Source organism: Chryseobacterium sp. MEBOG07 (genome assembly GCF_021869745.1).
Taxonomy (GTDB): Bacteria; Bacteroidota; Bacteroidia; order Flavobacteriales; family Weeksellaceae; genus Chryseobacterium; species Chryseobacterium viscerum.
Genome location: NZ_CP084579.1, coordinates 527019 through 544064, shown reverse-complemented (window position 1 = coordinate 544064; position 17046 = coordinate 527019). Strand labels below are relative to the sequence as shown.

Sequence of the window (17046 nt, the reverse complement as noted above, 5' to 3'; positions counted from 1 at the left end):
TTTATCTAACGAAATTCTTTGATGAAATCCGGTTAGTCTTTAATAATCTTTTTTGAAATGGATTGACCGTTCTTTAATTTTAATTCTACGATGTATAATCCTGAAGGCAGCTCGGTCATGTTGATCTGGTTATCCGTGAACTGTACATTCATTTTTTGCCCTACAGCGTTGATAACATTCACTTTTTCAATACCGGAATCTGACTTAATAGTAAGTATTCCTTTTGTAGGATTTGGATACATTCCTACTACTGATTTATTCAGCTTAACATCCGAAGTCCCCAGAGAAGATGATGGTTTAATACATCTTACTGATGCCCCCTGTCCTCTCATAGCACCTGCCGAAGCATTAGCAATAGTGGCTCCCACATAAAGATATTTCCCTCCTGAAGTCGAAGTGTCAGAACTCCAGAAGTATCCTCTTTGGCCTACATAAGTAAAATCTCCATTGCTTGAGCTTCTGAATCCTCCTGCCGGCAGTTTAAGATGGCTTCCATAGGCTGTTGCAGGGTTTGCAATACTTTCTGCTCCTACCAGTGCAGCCCATTCTGCCTGAGAAGGTATTTTCCAGTCTGTTCCTATTGCTTTACAAGGATCTACTCCGGCAGATGCACTAACATCTGCAATGGAAGCTCCTGTCCATGTATCTCCACTTGCAAAAGCCGCCCACCATGCTGTAGGTCCGGCAATATATCCACCTCCTGTTGTACTTGTTCCTTCAGGAGTATTCGGTGATGGAGCCTGTACCACCTGAGAATTTCTAAGCTGGTGCCCGTCATCCCATCTTCCCCATTGGAAAAGATCTCCATATGAATTTGCATCAGCCATTGATGAAGCAACCTGTGCACTTCCCAAATTCTGCTGAAGCCAAATTTTTCCGTCTGCACCTCTTACCGTGGTATAGGCAACCTGCTGACCGCGATACATAAAACTCACACAGCCTACATCTCCTACATTTGATCCAGGATCTGTATTGCTGCATGTTTGTGGATTTAACGTTAAAGAGATTCTTTTAACTTTTGTAGTATTGTCAGAATAAGCCAGAACAAGGTAATTGTGTGCTTTATCTATAGCAAGATCATTGTATTTTGCTTCACCATCAGACACGAAGTCACCTCCAAAAGGAACCCAGTTTTGTGAATCATCTAATTTATACACTGTATTTCTCAGGAAATTATCATTTTCAAAACGGCTGGCCACCACATAAGGTTTCCCGGATTCTGTTACGGCTAAAGCAATATGCTGTACACTTCCTGCTGAAAAATTGGCATTTCCAACCTGTACCCAAGAGTTTCCGTCAAACTTTTTAACATTGACCTTTCTTCCTCCTCCTGAGTTTGAAACATACGCAACATAGATTCTGTTAGCTCCATCTAAAGCAATATCAGCATTATACTGTTCTCCTGATGAAGAAGCATCTACAGCAGCCCCACCTACTAAGTTCCAGTCTTGTGATGAACTTGCATCCGTATTGTTTTGATATACTTTTAAACCTCCTGAAACATTGCATGTATACACTTTATTATTGGTTCCGATGACCATTTCAGCAAATTCAGCACCTCCAGAAAAACCTGCATTACCTACCTGCTCCCATGTACCGCCAAAATATCTTTTTACAGTTCCTGAACCATATGATCCATAAGTGAATATAATATTATCAGAAGATACTGCGGAAGCCTGATAGTTAACAGAGCTATCTGTAGCGTTAGGAAGCTGAGACCATAAAGCTCCTGTAAACAGACGTACTTCCATTCCGGATCCCGGATAACCAATCTGGTTGGTGTAATAGATGCTGTTTCCGTTAGGACTTATAGACAATGAATTGTAAGTTGCCGTTCCGGTGGTAACTCCAGGGCTTCCTCCTAAATAGGACCATGTACTTCCATTGAATTTCTGTACAGAGCCTTTAGTTACTGAAACATCATAATAGGAAAGATAATAATTTCCTGAATTATCAATAACCAGGTTATTAAAACTGCTTCCCCCAGCTGATACATTCTGAACTCCTCCTACATTTTCCCATTGCTGAGCATACAAACCGCTTCCAGCAGCAGCTAGCAATGCTAATCCCGTGATGATTTTCTTTATTGCAAAATGTAAATTTTTAAACATATGAAATATTATTTTTAATTATTCTAAATTTAATTTAATTTTGCGCAAAAGTACCTCACATAATTAACCCCGAGTTATCATTTCCGAACTTTTGGTTATCCTACGCGGTACTTTTACTTTAAGTTAGTTGTACCATGGCTGTAAAAATGTGTTGTATGAGGAATCATTCTAAAAGTGGACTTTTGTTCAGATCCGAAGACATCAAAATCATCATGCAGGAAGACCTGTGTCCTGACCAAACCTTCAAGTCTCATATGCTGGAAGGGAAGTCAAGCTTTAATCTTATTTTCTTGCTAAGTGATGGTATCAATCTGGAAGCTCACGACTGTGGAACGAAATTCTTATTCAGGAAAAATCAATATATCCTTCATTATTCGCCCAACGAAAGCGTTGCTGAACTATGGACAGAAAATCAGGAGGTTTTGAAATATCTCCAGATTCAAATTAATTATCAATATATTTTTAACCTCATCAATCCGGAGCTTAATCTCGAGAACGCAGAAATTCTGGAAAACATGACTCACAATAATTTTATATTCCTTCATAAAGAAACACCTCCTGACATAACGGTTGAAATGCACATGATCATAAAAGAGATTCTGGGCTACACCAAGAAAGGAATCATGCAGAAATTATTTATAGAGGCCAAGATCATTAAGCTTCTTATTCTTATTTTCGAACAGTTCAATGAAAAGAATATACTGGAATCAAATCCAAAGACCCCTGAAATAATCAGAAAATTCATCGATGAAAATTACCACAGAAATATAAAGGCGGAAGAAATAGGGAAATATATCGGGATGAATCAGAATATCATCAGAAAAGAATTCAAGGCACAGTACCATACAACGATTGCTCATTATATATCGGAACTCAGAATGCTGAAAGCCAAAAAGTTGATTCCCGATAAAAATATTATGATCAAAGAAATCGCCATTGAATGCGGTTATGAATACCTGCAGAACTTTACACGGGCTTTTAAAAAGAAATTTGGAGTATCACCGGAAAGCCTGCGAAATAATAAATAGAAAAACCGCTTAATTGCTTAAGCGGTTTATATATGTTGTTTTGCTTTGATATTGCTTTTTCAGAATTCAGGTGAAAAAGCAATGACAATCAATTAATGATGATGTCCGTGATCGTGAAGGAAAGGTCCGTTTCCTTTAGGCTCGTTATAGATAACTTCTACACCTTCCTGCTCAGTAATAAGCTTTCTTCTGATATCTTCAGGATCGAAAGGCTTTACTTTTCCGAAATACTCTTTCAAACCTTCAGTTAGCCACATTGGGATTACTAATCCGAAGAACATAAAAATACACCAGAATCCTACTAAGAACATAGTAATGAAGAATATAGTCCAAAGGAACTGGTAGAACGGCCAAAATGCTGATAATATCGTTATCATTCTCTTAAAGATTTTAGGCAAAAATAGAACTTTTTTCCCTTTTACACAAAAGATACATGTTCTATTTTCTTATTTATTTTAATTTTAAACTAATTAGTGCGCAAGATTTGCGAAGAAATCGTTGCCTTTATCATCGGTAATGATGAATGCAGGAAAGTCTTTTACTTCGATTTTTCTTACTGCTTCCATTCCTAATTCCGGGAAATCCACTACGTCTACAGACACAATATTGTCTTTTGCAAGAATCGCAGCAGGACCACCGATAGATCCAAGGTAGAAACCTCCGTATTTACCACAAGCATTGGTAACATCTTTACTTCTGTTTCCTTTTGCCAGCATGATCATACTTCCTCCATGGCTTTGGAATTCGTCTACATACACATCCATTCTTCCGGCAGTCGTAGGTCCGAAACTTCCTGAAGCCATTCCTTCCGGAGTTTTTGCAGGTCCTGCATAATAGATTGGGTGATTTTTGAAATATTCAGGAATTGGTTTCCCGCTATCGATAATTTCTTTGATTTTTGCATGAGCGATATCTCTTGCTACGATCAATGTTCCGTTCAGTTTCAATCTTGTTTTGATCGGATATTTTGAAAGCTCAGCAAGGATTTCCGGCATCGGCTTATTCAGGTTAATCTCAACTGCTTCTTCTAAGTGTGGAGGAGTATCTGGCAAGAATCTTTTCGGATCCTGCTCAAGCTGCTCAAGGAAAATCCCTTCTTTTGTGATTTTTCCTTTGATATTTCTGTCTGCAGAGCAAGAAACTCCCATTCCTACAGGACAAGATGCAGCATGTCTCGGAAGTCTGATTACTCTTACGTCGTGAGTAAGATATTTTCCTCCAAACTGAGCTCCGATTGCACTTTCCTGGCAGATTTTCTGAACTTTAGCTTCCCATTCAAGATCTCTGAATGCTTGTCCAGCTTCATTTCCTTCTGTTGGAAGATTATCATAATATTTTGCGGATGCTTTTTTAACGGTTGCAAGATTGGCTTCTGCTGAAGTTCCTCCGATTACCAATGCCAAGTGGTATGGCGGGCAGGCAGCTGTTCCAAGATCTGAGATTCTTTCTTTAACAAATTCTTCAAGAGACTTTTCGTTCAGTAAAGATTTTGTCTTTTGGTATAAGAATGTTTTATTAGCTGAACCTCCTCCTTTAGTTAAGAATAAAAATTCATAGTAATCTCCTTTTTTAGCATAGATATCAATCTGTGCAGGAAGGTTAGATCCTGAATTCTTCTCATCAAACATCGTTAAAGGAACTACCTGAGAATATCTTAAGTTTCTTTTTTGATAGGTGTTGAAGATTCCTTTGCTTAGGTATTCCCCATCATCTACTCCTGTATATACATTTTCTCCTTTCTTCCCCATTACAATGGCTGTTCCTGTATCCTGGCATGAAGGAAGAGCTCCTTCAACAGCTACTGCAGCATTTTGTAAAAGGTTGTAAGCAACGAATCTGTCATTATCTGTAGCTTCAGGATCATCAATGATTCTTTTAAGGCTCTCCAGGTGTGAAGAACGAAGCATGAAAGAAACATCTGCCATCGCTTCTTCAGCTAATAACTCTAATCCTTTCGGATCAATTGTTAAAATTTCTCTGTCACCTAGTTTTTCAACCTTTACATAGTCTGATGTAAGCTTCTTATACACCGTATCATCTTTCTGAATTGGATACGGATCCTGATATCTAAAGTCCATTCAATTTTTGTTTGTGCAAAAATACGCCTCATTAAAAAAAATATGAGTAAAATCAGTCATTTAAATTGATATTTATAATGATTATAAATTGCAGGGTTTTTCATTTATAATTAACTTTATAGAAAGTTATTTTAATAGTAAAAGGTTTTAAAATTGTATCTCTAAATTCAATGAAAAATATTCTAACCCTTGTTTTATGTCTTATCATGTGCAATAGCAGTTTTGCTCAGGAAAAGCAAGAAAACACAACACAACTTTCAGGAACTTGGGTCGGAAAAATTGAGGGCCAACCAATTAAGTTTGAAATTTTAGAAAAAACGCCTAATTTATTTACGTTTTCATTCATTAATTTTCAAAATGAGCGGTTTACAATTCTAAAATCTGATGTAGCAAACAATGAAAAAAATACATTTGTCATCCATATTAAAGAAGCTAAATTTTCCTCTCAACGCTACGAAAATTGTGTCTTTTCTAAAGGAGTCATAACCCTCTCCGACATCTCACAAAACAACATGAGATTAAATTTAAAATCAGTTGGCCCTACATGTTTTATAAGCTATGATGTGTTAATGAATATGGCTGATATAAAAGATGTCATTTTAATAAAAGAAAAATCAAATAAATAATATGAATTACAGAATAGAAAAAGACACCATGGGAGAAGTGCAGGTTCCTGCAGACAAACTTTGGGGTGCACAGACGGAACGTTCAAGAAATAATTTCAAAATCGGACCTGAAGGTTCAATGCCGCATGAGATCATTGAAGCTTTTGCCTATCTGAAAAAGGCCGCCGCTTTTACCAATACTGAGCTGGGAGTACTTCCTGCCGAAAAAAGAGATATGATCGCCAACGTGTGTGACGAAATTCTGGAAGGAAAACTAAACGACCAGTTTCCTTTGGTGATCTGGCAGACAGGTTCCGGCACACAATCGAACATGAATGTCAATGAAGTCATTTCAAACAGAGCTCATGTCAATAATGGCGGAACATTGGGTGACAAATCTGAGGTTCACCCGAATGACGACGTCAACAAATCCCAGTCTTCCAATGATACTTACCCTACTGCTATGCACATTGCTGCTTATAAAAAAGTAGTGGAGGTAACCATTCCCGCAGTAGAGAAATTAAAAAATACACTGGCTGAGAAATCAAAAGCGTTCAAAGATGTTGTAAAGATCGGAAGAACCCACCTGATGGATGCTACTCCACTTACACTTGGACAGGAATTTTCAGGGTATGTAGCTCAGCTAGAATATGGATTAAGAGCTTTAAGAAACACTCTGCCTCACCTTTCTGAACTTGCATTAGGCGGAACAGCCGTAGGAACAGGATTGAATACGCCTAACGGCTACGATGTAAAGGTTGCCGAATATATTGCTCAATTTACAAAACATCCTTTCATTACCGCTGAAAATAAATTTGAAGCGCTGGCAGCTCATGATGCCATTGTGGAAAGCCACGGTGCATTGAAGCAGCTTGCCGTTTCTTTATATAAAATTGCTCAGGATGTGAGACTCTTAGCATCAGGACCACGTTCCGGGATCGGGGAAATTCACATTCCTGAAAATGAACCAGGATCTTCAATTATGCCCGGAAAAGTAAATCCTACTCAAAATGAAGCTTTAACAATGGTTTGTGCTCAGGTTTTAGGAAATGATACAACCATTTCGTTTGCAGGAACTCAGGGAAACTATGAACTGAATGTTTTCAAACCGGTAATGGCTTATAATTTCTTACAGTCTGCTCAATTGATCGCTGATGCATGTATTTCTTTCAATGATCATTGTGCTGTAGGTATTGAACCGAATCATGAGAGAATTAAAGAGCTTGTAGATAAATCGTTAATGCTTGTTACGGCTTTAAATACTCACATCGGATATGAAAATGCTGCTAAAATTGCCAAAACCGCTCATAAAAACGGAACTACTCTGAAAGAAGAAGCCATCAATCTTGGTTTGTTAACTGCTGAGCAGTTTGACGAATGGGTAAAACCAGAAGATATGGTAGGAAGTTTAAAATAATGATTCTATAACTGATACAATGTAAAAACTCCGGGAGTCATTCCCGGAGTTTTTAATTTACATTCAATGTTTATTTAATCTAATCCAATGGCTAAGCCGAATATCAGAGCTTTATCATCCTTAAAATGACTGTCTTTAAAGAAGTTGCTAAAGTCTTTTTTAACAAATAAGCTAAAGCTGTTATAAGATACAGTAAACTGCGCTCCATAGACAAAAGGATTTACCTGATAATTTCCGCGATCTCTGGTTTCGCCATCATTTCCTTTTACAATATTGTTGGTCGACATTTTTACTCCTCCATATACATTGGCCGCTACTTTAAATCCTGTGTAATAGCTTCTGTACTGGATATCCATTCCTGCATTTTTAAGCTTGGAAAAATTATACTGCATACCAAGAGGAACGATAATATAACCTGTTCTTAGTTTACTTTTATCAAGATTTTCATTAGCCTGTGCCAAAGCAACTCCCTGGTCAGCACTTTTTGTAAAGTACATATTGTTGTCTGTTCTCAAGGTTCTCCAGGAAAATCCTAACCCTGAAATAACGGCCCACGGACTTGTTCTGCTTAGCTGATAATTCAGTTTCAGACCAAATTCCAGGTTATTGGCATATCCGATATTTTTATCGAGAGTATTATCGGGAGAACTATTTGTCAGTGTCATGATTCCGTAGGAGAAATAGCCTGTAAAGCTTCTGCTGGGACGGAATTTTTTTAACAGCTTTTCTTTAAGATCTTCTTTCGAGGTAACATCGGTATTCAAAAGTGAATATCTTACCTGCTTCTGAATAACATCGTCCAGATCAAATCCCAATTCTTCAATTCTCTTATCCATTTTCTCGGAGTAACGGTCTGCAATCTGGGCCTTCTCTCTGTCAAAATCTGCTTTATCAAGATTTCTGGCCTGTAAAACGGTAAGTTCACCTTCCATCAGTTTCTTTTCTTCCTGAATAATAGTATTGATCTTTGTGGCATATTCTTCCACTTTCTCTTTTACAATCGGGCTTACTTCGGTGTCTTTTTTAGAAGACAGGTTAATATTCAGCGCCTTCTTCTGTGCATGGAATGATGCTGCAGAAAAGCATACCAATCCCATTACGATTAATTTCTTGATCATATTATTAATTTTTAATTTTTTACGGATAAATTATCTGGCATTCAAATCGATAGTAGTCGCTACGTTACTTCCATCCTTGGTTTTTTCAATAACATCTTTATGTTCTACTGAAAAGAGAAGTGTAGAAGGATCTACATATTTTTTCTTTTTAACCGGAGTTTTCAAAGAATCGGCTTTTGCTATGAGCTTAGGATGAGAAAGCTGAGGAATTTCTAGCTTCTTTACAGCAGTTTCTCTAGGAATAAGTTTATTTTCACCTATCGCCACTGCAGAAATCACTTCTTCTTTATCTTGGGAAAGCGTTTTCTTTACTTCCTTTTTTCGTCGTCCTGAACAGCTAAAGGAGTATTATTTTGAGCAGGCTCTATTAGTATTTTATCTGTGTCCGTTTTTTCTGCCGTTTTTACAATTCCATGCTGAATTTCTGAGGGTTGATTAAGAAAAACCAGAACAGTTCCTAAACTCAATGTCAAAAGTAAACATGCAGCCACCAAAAACCAGTTTACTTTTGATTTGGGATGGTGAGTACTCCTACTCTGAAGTTCAATTTCTGACCACAAATCTCTGGATGGAGCTATTTCTCTTTCTTCAATCTGTCTTTTGATCTGAAATTCAAGATTATCTTTAGACGTTTTCATTTTTCAATTTTTTTTGTTGTTGAAAGTAGATCTTTCTTAATTTTTCTTTTGCTCTGAACAGCTGTGTTTTGCTCACAGCCATTGAAATCTGCAAAGTATCAGCAATCTCCTGATGCGAATACCCTTCCAGCACATAGAGGTTAAAAACCATTCTGTAGGCATCGGGAAGCTGATCCAAAAGGTCCTGTGCATTAAAATCACAATCAATCTCCGGTTCGTGGATATCTTCGTGAAAAGACTGGTTGATCTCGTCCAGATAGAATACTGTTTTATGGCTTTTGATAAAATTCAGGCATTCATTCACCACAATTCTTCTTGCCCAGCTGTCCAGGTTCGACTCTTCTCTGAAAGTTTCTATGTGCTTAAAAATTTTGCAGAATGCTTTAATGAGACAATCTTCCGCCTGATACAAATCGCTCACATAGCTTTTGCTTACACTCAGGAATCTCTTCACATTCTGTTCATAGAATATCTTCTGTGCAGCCGGATCCTGTTTCTTCAGGAGGCTCAACAAATCATTCTTTTTATTTCCGAACAAAAGTTTCATGCTTATGCTGTTTCTACTTTAAAGACAATCAAAACAAAAAAAGGTTACAACTTAAAAAAATATTTTTTATTTACTTAATAACGACACTGTTCCAAAACAGTATTTATAATACTGAAAATCAGATATTAATGACTTAGTATACAAATCATAAAAATCTGAGAATTTTGTATAATTTCTGTAAAAATAATTGATAAAAGGCTGCCTCAGAGTGAGATAGCCTTTTTATATTTTATCCTGAGAATTCATCAAGCATATTTCGGGTAGGAACAAAGAAAAGCGTTCCTGTAACCGCTGTACTGAAATCTAAGATTCTGTCATAGTTTCCCGGGGGATCACCTACAAACATATTGGTCAACATCTTTTTGGTGGTAGTAAATGTACTTGAGTAGGCAATAAAATAAGTCCCAAACTCATTAGAAGAAGGACTTCCAAAAGGCATATTATCTCTGACAATTTTCAATTCCTCACCGTTTTCCCCTTCAATATTGGCTAAAGCAATATGGGAGTTGGCAGGTTTCACATCATCAGACATTTCAATATCATTTTCCTTTGATCTCCCGATCACTTTTTCCTGATCTTCTGTGGAAAGCCCTTTCCAGGCAGCCATATTATGAAGATATTTCTGAACGAAAAGATAACTTCCATCTTTATATTGAGGGTCTTCGTCTCCGATTTTTGCAAAATAATCGCGGTCTTCACCATGAGGATTCTCCGTTCCGTCAACAAAACCTAGAATAGAACGAGCATCCCAATATTTGAACCCGTGAATTTCCAGAATGCTTTCAGCAACTGAGCTCAATACATTTGATATTTCAATAGCCATATCAAAGATCAGGCTTTTATTATCTGCTCTTAAGTGAAAGTGAAGATCGCCCGGAGTGGAAACAGCGGTATGTTTTATTCCTTTGATCTCTTCAAAATTGGTCAGTTCTTTTGGCGGGGGTGTAGGAAGTTCCAATTTTTTCCATGCTTCAGCCCCAATACCCATTACACAGCTTGCTCTGCTGTCCGGGAATCTGTTGAAAACCGAATTATTAAGGTTAAGTACCAATGCACACAATTGTTGAAAGACCTCCTTCAATTGAGGATCATCATGAAGTTTCCACACCATGAAAATCGTATTGCTGTTAGGATAATCTGTTACATTTTGTGATTCTGCCCTATTCATACACGTCTGTTTTTAATATACTAAATATCCGAAATTGAAACCTGATCTGCAAAATATTGCTCCAGATCTTTTAACGTTTCAGGATTGGTCTGAATATCTTTTACCAGTAGCCCTTTATTCACTACGACAATCCTGTTGCAGACTTCCGTAGTATGGGACAAATCATGACTGGATATCAGGAAAGTAACACCATCCTGCTTAGATAGTTCTTTGATGAGGTTTTTCAGTTTGATCTGTGTGGACGGATCCAGGTTGGCAAAAGGTTCATCCAGAATAATAATTTCAGGATTTCCAATGATGGCTCCTACAATTCCTACTTTTTTCTGATTTCCTTTGGAAAGATCACGGATATATTTTCCTGATTTTAGAATCTCGCCGTTGAAGAAATCGTGAAAGGGTTTCAGAAATTCATCTATTGAAGCTTTGTTTTGTCCTCTCAGCTCTCCAATGAAGTAAAAATATTCTTCAGGTGTAAGATAGCCAATAAGAAAAGTGTCATCTACAAAGGCTGAAACTTTATTCTTCCAGGCCTCAGATTCACTGACTTTGATTCCGTCAATGCTTACAGATCCGGTGGTCGCCTGAATCAAATCAAGCATCAGGCTAAAAAGGGTTGTCTTTCCTGCCCCGTTGTTTCCTACAAGACCAAATGTTTCCCCGTTTGGAATGTCAAGATGTTCGATATTAAGAACAGTTGCTGTTCCGTATGTTTTTGATAAATTATGTATGTTGATCATGGCTTAACCTTTATTTTTAAATGCATCAATGGTGCTGTATTTTTCTTTTTTGTAAAGTTTTACGATAATATTGAAGATTCTTTCTCTCATGAAAAATCCTATAATACCGATAATGGCAATGCTTATTACTCCTCCTGTAATTCCTGAGAAATATTTTGCTAACGCAAATACCCCCATCGGAAGAAGCATTTTAGGAATCAACAGAAGCATCGCTACCAGATTGAAACTTCCTTTCTGCCCCATCCTTTTCTCTTTTGAATTAAGATCGATCTGAGTCTTATTGAAAGCCCCGGACCATAAGGTAAATTGAGAATTGACTCCGATATTGTATAGTCCTGCAGCGAAGAATGTAACGTAGACCTCCCAGCCAAAGTACGCATAGCACAGCGCTACAATTACAGAAACTCCTGTTACAATATTCATAAGCCACCATTTGGCCTTTAAATAGTCTTTGTACGGAACATTCAGGGTCATCATCAATGGATAATAAGAACTATCAAAAGCCGGAACTCTCTGTCCAAACAAAAACTGAAAACCTCCTGTCACAAAAAGGCCCATAAACATCATCATCGCCGGAGTTTTGTATAGGGAAGACGTAAACATCAGCAATCCATAGAAGAGGAACATAAAACTTCCCAGAAGAATGCCTTTGGCCACTTTATTCCTTCTTAACATTTTAATATCATTATTGATAAATGTTCCGGTAGCCCCATATTTATTTAAGAAAGCAATATTCTCGGTTTTTCCTATTGTCTTTTTGGCTTCAAGTCCCTGATCCAGGTAAAATTCTTTACGCAGATAACGGAAACAAAGCCACCACAAGATCACAAACAGGGAAACAGGGATCAAAGCAAAGTAAGGTTTTTCATAGAAACTGTAGAAAACAGATTCAGAATAAGACAGAACCGGAACGATATTGTAATATGCCAAAGCTCCGATTCCCAAAAAGAAAACTCCTATAATAATTGCCAGTGTTTCTTTACCGTTGAAGAAAATATTGATGAAATTATTCAGATAGAGTAATGAAATAACGCCTATAAGCCACACCAAAATTCCTAAAATGCTATATCCGTTAAATAAAGCAATCAATGAAAATGTAATGAAGAATAGAGAACTCAGCCAGCTGAATGCTGAAAGAAAGGTTTTGAACAGCATATAATTGACCAGTGTATTCTTCCTGACATTCATGGTAAGAAAGGGCTTAATATTCTGTGTGGGAATTTCCTGCCAGAGATATTTAATGACCAGATCAATGATCCAGGCAACAATCATGAATTTTGAGACTACTTTTAAAGGATCCTGGTGCATTTCTTCCTTTACATAGAAAAAAGCAATAAAAGCCCCGCCTACGAGACATCCCATGAAATAGAGAATTCCGATGAACCGGAATATCTTCATGGCCAGATTGATCCCTAAAGATGTACCACGGAAGAAGCTTTTGATTTCAAGCCTAAGGAACTTTAGAAACATATTTTAGTTTTTATACATTAGTAAATATAAAATAAAATATGTTACAGATTTCTAGCCAATTAATTCTTTTGCTTGTGCTAAAGCAGCTTCGGTAATTTTGCTTCCGGAAAGCAATTGAGCAATTTCATTGAGTTTTTCCTCGTCGCTCAAAGGTATAATGGTAGATTGGGTTCTCCCTGAAACATCCTGTTTGACGACTTTATAGTTGTCATTTCCTTTAGCGGCAACCTGTGCCAGGTGAGAAATAACGATCAGCTGCATATCTTCGGACATTTCTCTCATAAGATTTCCGATCTCTTCAGCTACTTTCCCTGAAACTCCGGTATCAATTTCATCCAGAATAAGGGTTGGAAGCTCATCACTTTCTGCAATAATCTTCTTTACAGCAAGCATCACTCTAGATCTTTCACCTCCGGAAATGGCTGTCTGAATCGGTTTTAAAGGAAATCCGGAATTGGCCTGGAACAACAGCTGGATATTTTCTTTTCCAAATTGATTGAACTCGTCTGCATCCTGCAGTTCTATATCTACTTTTGCCTTTTCCAGCCCTAATTTTTTCAGAAGTCCTTCTGCTTTTTTGATGAAAACGGGAACATTTTTTGTTCTGTTCTTTGAAAGCTTTTCAGCGAGATTCTGAAGTATTTTTTCTTTTTGAGAAATATTCCCCTCTGTTTCTTCGATCTGTGCCTCCAGTTCTGAAGCTCCTTTCTGATCTCCTGCCAGCTGGTTTCTGATCTCAATCAGTTCATTAAGATCCGAAACATTATGTTTAAGGAATAAGGCGTTGATTCTATTATTAAGCTCGGTAAGATATACCAGATTTTCAGGATTGATTTCAACTCTCTCTGCGGTATGCTCAAGTTCGGAAATTATATCTTTAAGCTCAACAAAGGAAGTCTCAAGCCTTTCATCAAGTTCTGCAAAACTGGTGGAAACTTCAGAAATTTTTGAAAGTTTGTGGGTCGCTTCATGAAAGAAAGACAAAATTCCTATTTCTTCCTGATGGAATCTCGACAGGATCTGACCTACGTTTTCAGAAATCATTCCCGCATTTTCCTGAATAGAAAGCTGGTTCTGAACATCTTCATAGTCTACATCATCAAGCTTCAGCTCCTCCAGTTCATTGAGTAAAAATTCTTTATAATCACTTTCTTTATTGGATTCTGAAAGTTGAGTTTTCAGTTTTTTCAACAGTAATTTAAGGGTCTGAAATTCAGAAAATGTCTGTTGATAGTCTTCGATAATCTTTTTATTGTCAGAAAGTCCATCAATAATTTTAAACTGGTATTCTGATGTAAAAAGATTGGATGTTTCAAATTGGGAGTGGATATCAATCAGCTGCGAAGAAAGCTCTTTAAGAATATCTAATGTTACAGGAACGTCATTAATAAATGCACGCGATTTTCCTGATGGAAGGATTTCTCTTCTGATAATCGTCTGAAGTTCGTAATCCAGATCGTTTTCGATAAAGAATTTCTTAAACTGGTTGTTGAGTGAAAACTCTGTTTCCACCACACTTTTTTCTTCGGTCTTAGCAATGGATTTTACATCTGCTCTTTCTCCTAAAATAAGACGGAGAGCCCCTAAAATAATAGATTTCCCTGCTCCTGTTTCACCGGTAATAACCTGTAAACCATTCTTCAATGATACGTCAAGGGTATCAATCAGGGCAAAGTTTTTAATGTAAATTCTCGAAAGCATTGATAATCCGGGTTATGGTTCAATTTGAATTTGAACTGTAAAAATAGGTTTTTTTTTAATGAAGTGAGAAAATGTTTTTATGCATTCTGCTCAATTATAGTATTCTATTTTTAACCTAAAATCAAATGATCTGTCAGTAATTTTAAAGGTTTTTTATAAGTGTCAATCTTATACCTTCCATTTATTCCACTTATTGTCAATATTTTTCGGAGAAAGAATAATCATGGTCTGCTTCAGATCATTGAGAATCAAGCCTCCGTTATTGCCGGAATTGAAGATATTAAAGATTTCATCACTTTTTGTATCCAGAAACTGGTTGAAGAAAAATGCCTGCTGAAAAGTATTCTCGTACATTTTCAACTGCATCAGAGCATCAAAAATCACTTTTTTACCGGCAGTCTGGTCCTGGTTGAAAAGGTTATCCATTCCTGCTCTGTGGTACGTATAAATGGTAGAACGCAGCTGGCTCCAATTGGGGTTCATGATTTCATTAATCAATATAGAACGGCTTCTTGGCTCATTGATGGTATTCCAGCCTTCATAGTTTCTGTTCTGAGAATTCTGTGCAATTTGTTGTGCTTTTGCATACCATTGGGATCCTCCCATCGACTGGAAGCTGTCACCGTCTAAGCCCAAAATAACATAAATATAAAAACTGACAACATCTGTCAAATTCTTACCCGAGAACTGTCTTTCATTAAAAATAAGACTTTCATTTTCAATATATTCAAAACCAAATCTCTGGTCCTGAAGATTCAGTAAAGGAGATTCATAAGTCGTATTATAAACAGGACGCATGGCCTGAACAACAATGGACCCTTTGAATCTATTGCCGTCTCTTTCTCCAATAACAACAGAAAAACCACATTTTATTTTCTCAAAATTCTGAAGTTTTTTCCCAGTCCAGCTGGTATTATTGATAAAGTCTCTGAGACTTTTTTCCAATGCTTTATACGCCTGCTGGTTACTTCCTCCTACCAGTTGGGAGTTTACCTGAACAGTAGCCAACAGCTCCTGAGAAAAACTTTGGGTATATATGAAAAACAGAAAAAATAAACTTATAATTTTTTTCATTGTCTATTAAAAATTGAGAACGGAAATTTATTAAAATTATTTTAAAAGTTGAGACTCAACAAAATTGAGAATATCTTTTGCTACATCATCTTTGGATTTCAGATTGAATTCTTTCTTTTCCGTTTTGGTAAATATTTTGATTTTGTTGGTATCATTTTTAAAACCGGCTCCTTCATCACGCAGAGAGTTCAGAACAATCATATCCAGATTTTTCTTTTCCAGCTTTCCTTTTGCATTTTCTTCTTCATTCTGCGTCTCCAGGGCAAATCCTACCAGGAACTGGTGTGTTTTCTTCTCCCCCATAGTTTTAAGAATATCCGGATTTTTAACCAATTCTATAGTGAGACTGTCGTCATTTTTCTTAATCTTTTCCTTAGCCACTTCTTTTGGTGCATAGTCTGCTACGGCTGCACTTGCAATTCCGATGTCTATCTTATCATAAAATTCAAATACTTTTGCCAGCATTTCTTTTGCTGAAGTCACTTTATGAAGTTCAACCTTTGGGTCGTTTAGGGTTTGGAAGCTTGGTCCGGAAATCAGAATAACTCTTGCTCCTCTTTTGGAAGCTTCTTCAGCCAGTGAAAATCCCATTTTTCCAGATGAATGATTTCCGATGAATCTTACGGGATCTATGGCTTCGTAGGTAGGTCCGGCCGTAATTAAAACAGTTTTCCCTTCAAGACTTTTTGAATGGATATTTGAATTAAAATAATTTTCAATAGTCGTAAAAATAGTTGTCGGTTCTGCCATTCTTCCCTGGCCGATCAATCCACTTGCCAATTCTCCATTTTCTGCAGGAATAATGATATGTCCAAAGCTTTCCGCAAGCTCTAAATTCTTCTTTGTAGAAGGATGTACATACATATCTAAGTCCATTGCGGGTGCAATAAATACCGGGCATTTTGCTGACATATAAGTTGCAATAACCAGATTATCACACATCCCATGAACCATTTTAGACAGTGTATTGGCAGTACAGGGAGCAACAATCATTATGTCTGCCCAAAGTGCCATTTCTACATGGCTGTTCCAGGTTCCGTTATCACCATAAAAGTCTGAATACACAGGTTTTTTGGACAACGTAGACAGGCTTAGTTTCGTCACGAAATGTTCTGCATCTGGGGTCATGATAACCTGTACTTCACCACCTTTTTTCACAAAATCTCTGATCAGGAAATGAATTTTGTAGGCTGCAATTCCTCCAGAGACCGCGATAAGTATCTTTTTACCGGACACACTCATTTAGTTCTAATTTTTTGAAATACTAAAGTACTTAATTTTTCCCACACAATCAGGCTTTAAAATGACAAAGGTCATAAAAGAAATGAATTCCTTTATGACCTTGATTTATTAA

General features: G+C 37.1%; 16 protein-coding genes. 3 read left to right on the top strand and 13 right to left on the bottom strand.

What is annotated here, in order from left to right:
* Positions 1–32: 32 nt before the first annotated feature.
* Complete coding sequence (locus LF886_RS02550) at positions 33–2111, bottom strand: T9SS type A sorting domain-containing protein (RefSeq protein WP_236852571.1); 2079 nt, start codon at positions 2109–2111, stop codon at positions 33–35.
* A gap of 155 nt (positions 2112–2266) precedes the next feature.
* On the opposite strand from LF886_RS02550, the gene LF886_RS02545 reads away from it, so the two are divergent.
* Positions 2267–3139: a helix-turn-helix domain-containing protein gene (locus LF886_RS02545; RefSeq protein WP_236852569.1), complete on the top strand. Its 873-nt coding sequence runs from the start codon at positions 2267–2269 to the stop codon at positions 3137–3139.
* A 92-nt stretch (positions 3140–3231) separates the two neighbouring features.
* On the opposite strand, the gene LF886_RS02540 is transcribed toward LF886_RS02545, so the two are convergent.
* Complete coding sequence (locus LF886_RS02540) at positions 3232–3516, bottom strand: hypothetical protein (protein ID WP_171006268.1); 285 nt, start codon at positions 3514–3516, stop codon at positions 3232–3234.
* Positions 3517–3609: 93 nt separating this feature from the next.
* On the bottom strand, positions 3610–5217 hold the full coding sequence (locus tag LF886_RS02535) for a fumarate hydratase (protein WP_236852568.1): 1608 nt from the start codon (positions 5215–5217) through the stop codon (positions 3610–3612).
* Positions 5218–5387: 170 nt separating this feature from the next.
* Between LF886_RS02535 and LF886_RS02530 the strand changes: the two genes are divergently transcribed.
* Together LF886_RS02530 and fumC are read left to right on the top strand one after the other, a co-directional pair.
* Positions 5388–5843: a hypothetical protein gene (locus LF886_RS02530; RefSeq protein ID WP_236852566.1), complete on the top strand. Its 456-nt coding sequence runs from the start codon at positions 5388–5390 to the stop codon at positions 5841–5843.
* Between the two features lies 1 nt (position 5844).
* Complete coding sequence (gene fumC, locus LF886_RS02525) at positions 5845–7239, top strand: class II fumarate hydratase (protein ID WP_103231437.1); 1395 nt, start codon at positions 5845–5847, stop codon at positions 7237–7239.
* A 74-nt stretch (positions 7240–7313) separates the two neighbouring features.
* Here fumC and LF886_RS02520 read toward each other — a convergent pair whose 3' ends face one another.
* The 10 genes from LF886_RS02520 to coaBC all read right to left on the bottom strand — a co-directional run bounded on the left by LF886_RS02520 (position 7314) and on the right by coaBC (position 16934).
* The gene (locus tag LF886_RS02520; protein WP_236852564.1) at positions 7314–8357 is read right to left on the bottom strand and encodes a porin family protein; all 1044 of its coding nucleotides are present in this window, start codon (positions 8355–8357) and stop codon (positions 7314–7316) included.
* Between the two features lie 30 nt (positions 8358–8387).
* Positions 8388–8636, bottom strand: coding sequence for a hypothetical protein (locus LF886_RS02515; protein ID WP_236852563.1), 249 nt, complete (start codon positions 8634–8636; stop codon positions 8388–8390).
* Between the two features lie 29 nt (positions 8637–8665).
* Positions 8666–8995: a TMEM134 family protein gene (locus LF886_RS02510; protein ID WP_236852561.1), complete on the bottom strand. Its 330-nt coding sequence runs from the start codon at positions 8993–8995 to the stop codon at positions 8666–8668.
* Positions 8982–9542, bottom strand: coding sequence for an RNA polymerase sigma factor (locus LF886_RS02505; RefSeq protein WP_103231440.1), 561 nt, complete (start codon positions 9540–9542; stop codon positions 8982–8984). The genes LF886_RS02510 and LF886_RS02505 overlap by 14 nt, the downstream gene beginning before the upstream one ends.
* A 229-nt stretch (positions 9543–9771) precedes the next feature.
* Positions 9772–10710 carry a Dyp-type peroxidase gene (locus LF886_RS02500; protein ID WP_236852560.1) on the bottom strand — a complete coding sequence of 313 codons (939 nt, stop codon included), beginning with the start codon at positions 10708–10710 and terminating at the stop codon, positions 9772–9774.
* Positions 10711–10730: 20 nt separating this feature from the next.
* Positions 10731–11447 (bottom strand): ABC transporter ATP-binding protein, encoded by a 717-nt coding sequence (locus tag LF886_RS02495; RefSeq protein ID WP_103231442.1) that lies wholly within the window; start codon positions 11445–11447, stop codon positions 10731–10733.
* A gap of 3 nt (positions 11448–11450) precedes the next feature.
* On the bottom strand, positions 11451–12917 hold the full coding sequence (locus tag LF886_RS02490; protein ID WP_236852558.1) for a DUF5687 family protein: 1467 nt from the start codon (positions 12915–12917) through the stop codon (positions 11451–11453).
* A gap of 51 nt (positions 12918–12968) precedes the next feature.
* Complete coding sequence (locus tag LF886_RS02485; protein WP_236852556.1) at positions 12969–14618, bottom strand: DNA repair protein RecN; 1650 nt, start codon at positions 14616–14618, stop codon at positions 12969–12971.
* Positions 14619–14786: 168 nt separating this feature from the next.
* Positions 14787–15692, bottom strand: coding sequence for a DUF4835 family protein (locus tag LF886_RS02480; RefSeq protein WP_103231445.1), 906 nt, complete (start codon positions 15690–15692; stop codon positions 14787–14789).
* Positions 15693–15728: 36 nt separating this feature from the next.
* A complete protein-coding gene (gene coaBC, locus LF886_RS02475; protein ID WP_236852554.1) occupies positions 15729–16934 on the bottom strand; it encodes a bifunctional phosphopantothenoylcysteine decarboxylase/phosphopantothenate--cysteine ligase CoaBC in 1206 nt (401 codons plus the stop codon).
* Positions 16935–17046 lie beyond the last annotated feature (112 nt).

What these genes read in the sequence shown, in the direction of transcription:
- LF886_RS02550 (WP_236852571.1), bottom strand. Translation starts at nt 2,111, where the DNA reads ATGTTTAAAAATTTACATTTTGCAATAAAGAAAATCATCACGGGATTA.
- LF886_RS02545 (WP_236852569.1), top strand. Translation starts at nt 2,267, where the DNA reads ATGAGGAATCATTCTAAAAGTGGACTTTTGTTCAGATCCGAAGACATC.
- LF886_RS02540 (WP_171006268.1), bottom strand. Translation starts at nt 3,516, where the DNA reads ATGATAACGATATTATCAGCATTTTGGCCGTTCTACCAGTTCCTTTGG.
- LF886_RS02535 (WP_236852568.1), bottom strand. Translation starts at nt 5,217, where the DNA reads ATGGACTTTAGATATCAGGATCCGTATCCAATTCAGAAAGATGATACG.
- LF886_RS02530 (WP_236852566.1), top strand. Translation starts at nt 5,388, where the DNA reads ATGAAAAATATTCTAACCCTTGTTTTATGTCTTATCATGTGCAATAGC.
- fumC (WP_103231437.1), top strand. Translation starts at nt 5,845, where the DNA reads ATGAATTACAGAATAGAAAAAGACACCATGGGAGAAGTGCAGGTTCCT.
- LF886_RS02520 (WP_236852564.1), bottom strand. Translation starts at nt 8,357, where the DNA reads ATGATCAAGAAATTAATCGTAATGGGATTGGTATGCTTTTCTGCAGCA.
- LF886_RS02510 (WP_236852561.1), bottom strand. Translation starts at nt 8,995, where the DNA reads ATGAAAACGTCTAAAGATAATCTTGAATTTCAGATCAAAAGACAGATT.
- LF886_RS02505 (WP_103231440.1), bottom strand. Translation starts at nt 9,542, where the DNA reads ATGAAACTTTTGTTCGGAAATAAAAAGAATGATTTGTTGAGCCTCCTG.
- LF886_RS02500 (WP_236852560.1), bottom strand. Translation starts at nt 10,710, where the DNA reads ATGAATAGGGCAGAATCACAAAATGTAACAGATTATCCTAACAGCAAT.
- LF886_RS02495 (WP_103231442.1), bottom strand. Translation starts at nt 11,447, where the DNA reads ATGATCAACATACATAATTTATCAAAAACATACGGAACAGCAACTGTT.
- LF886_RS02490 (WP_236852558.1), bottom strand. Translation starts at nt 12,917, where the DNA reads ATGTTTCTAAAGTTCCTTAGGCTTGAAATCAAAAGCTTCTTCCGTGGT.
- LF886_RS02485 (WP_236852556.1), bottom strand. Translation starts at nt 14,618, where the DNA reads ATGCTTTCGAGAATTTACATTAAAAACTTTGCCCTGATTGATACCCTT.
- LF886_RS02480 (WP_103231445.1), bottom strand. Translation starts at nt 15,692, where the DNA reads ATGAAAAAAATTATAAGTTTATTTTTTCTGTTTTTCATATATACCCAA.
- coaBC (WP_236852554.1), bottom strand. Translation starts at nt 16,934, where the DNA reads ATGAGTGTGTCCGGTAAAAAGATACTTATCGCGGTCTCTGGAGGAATT.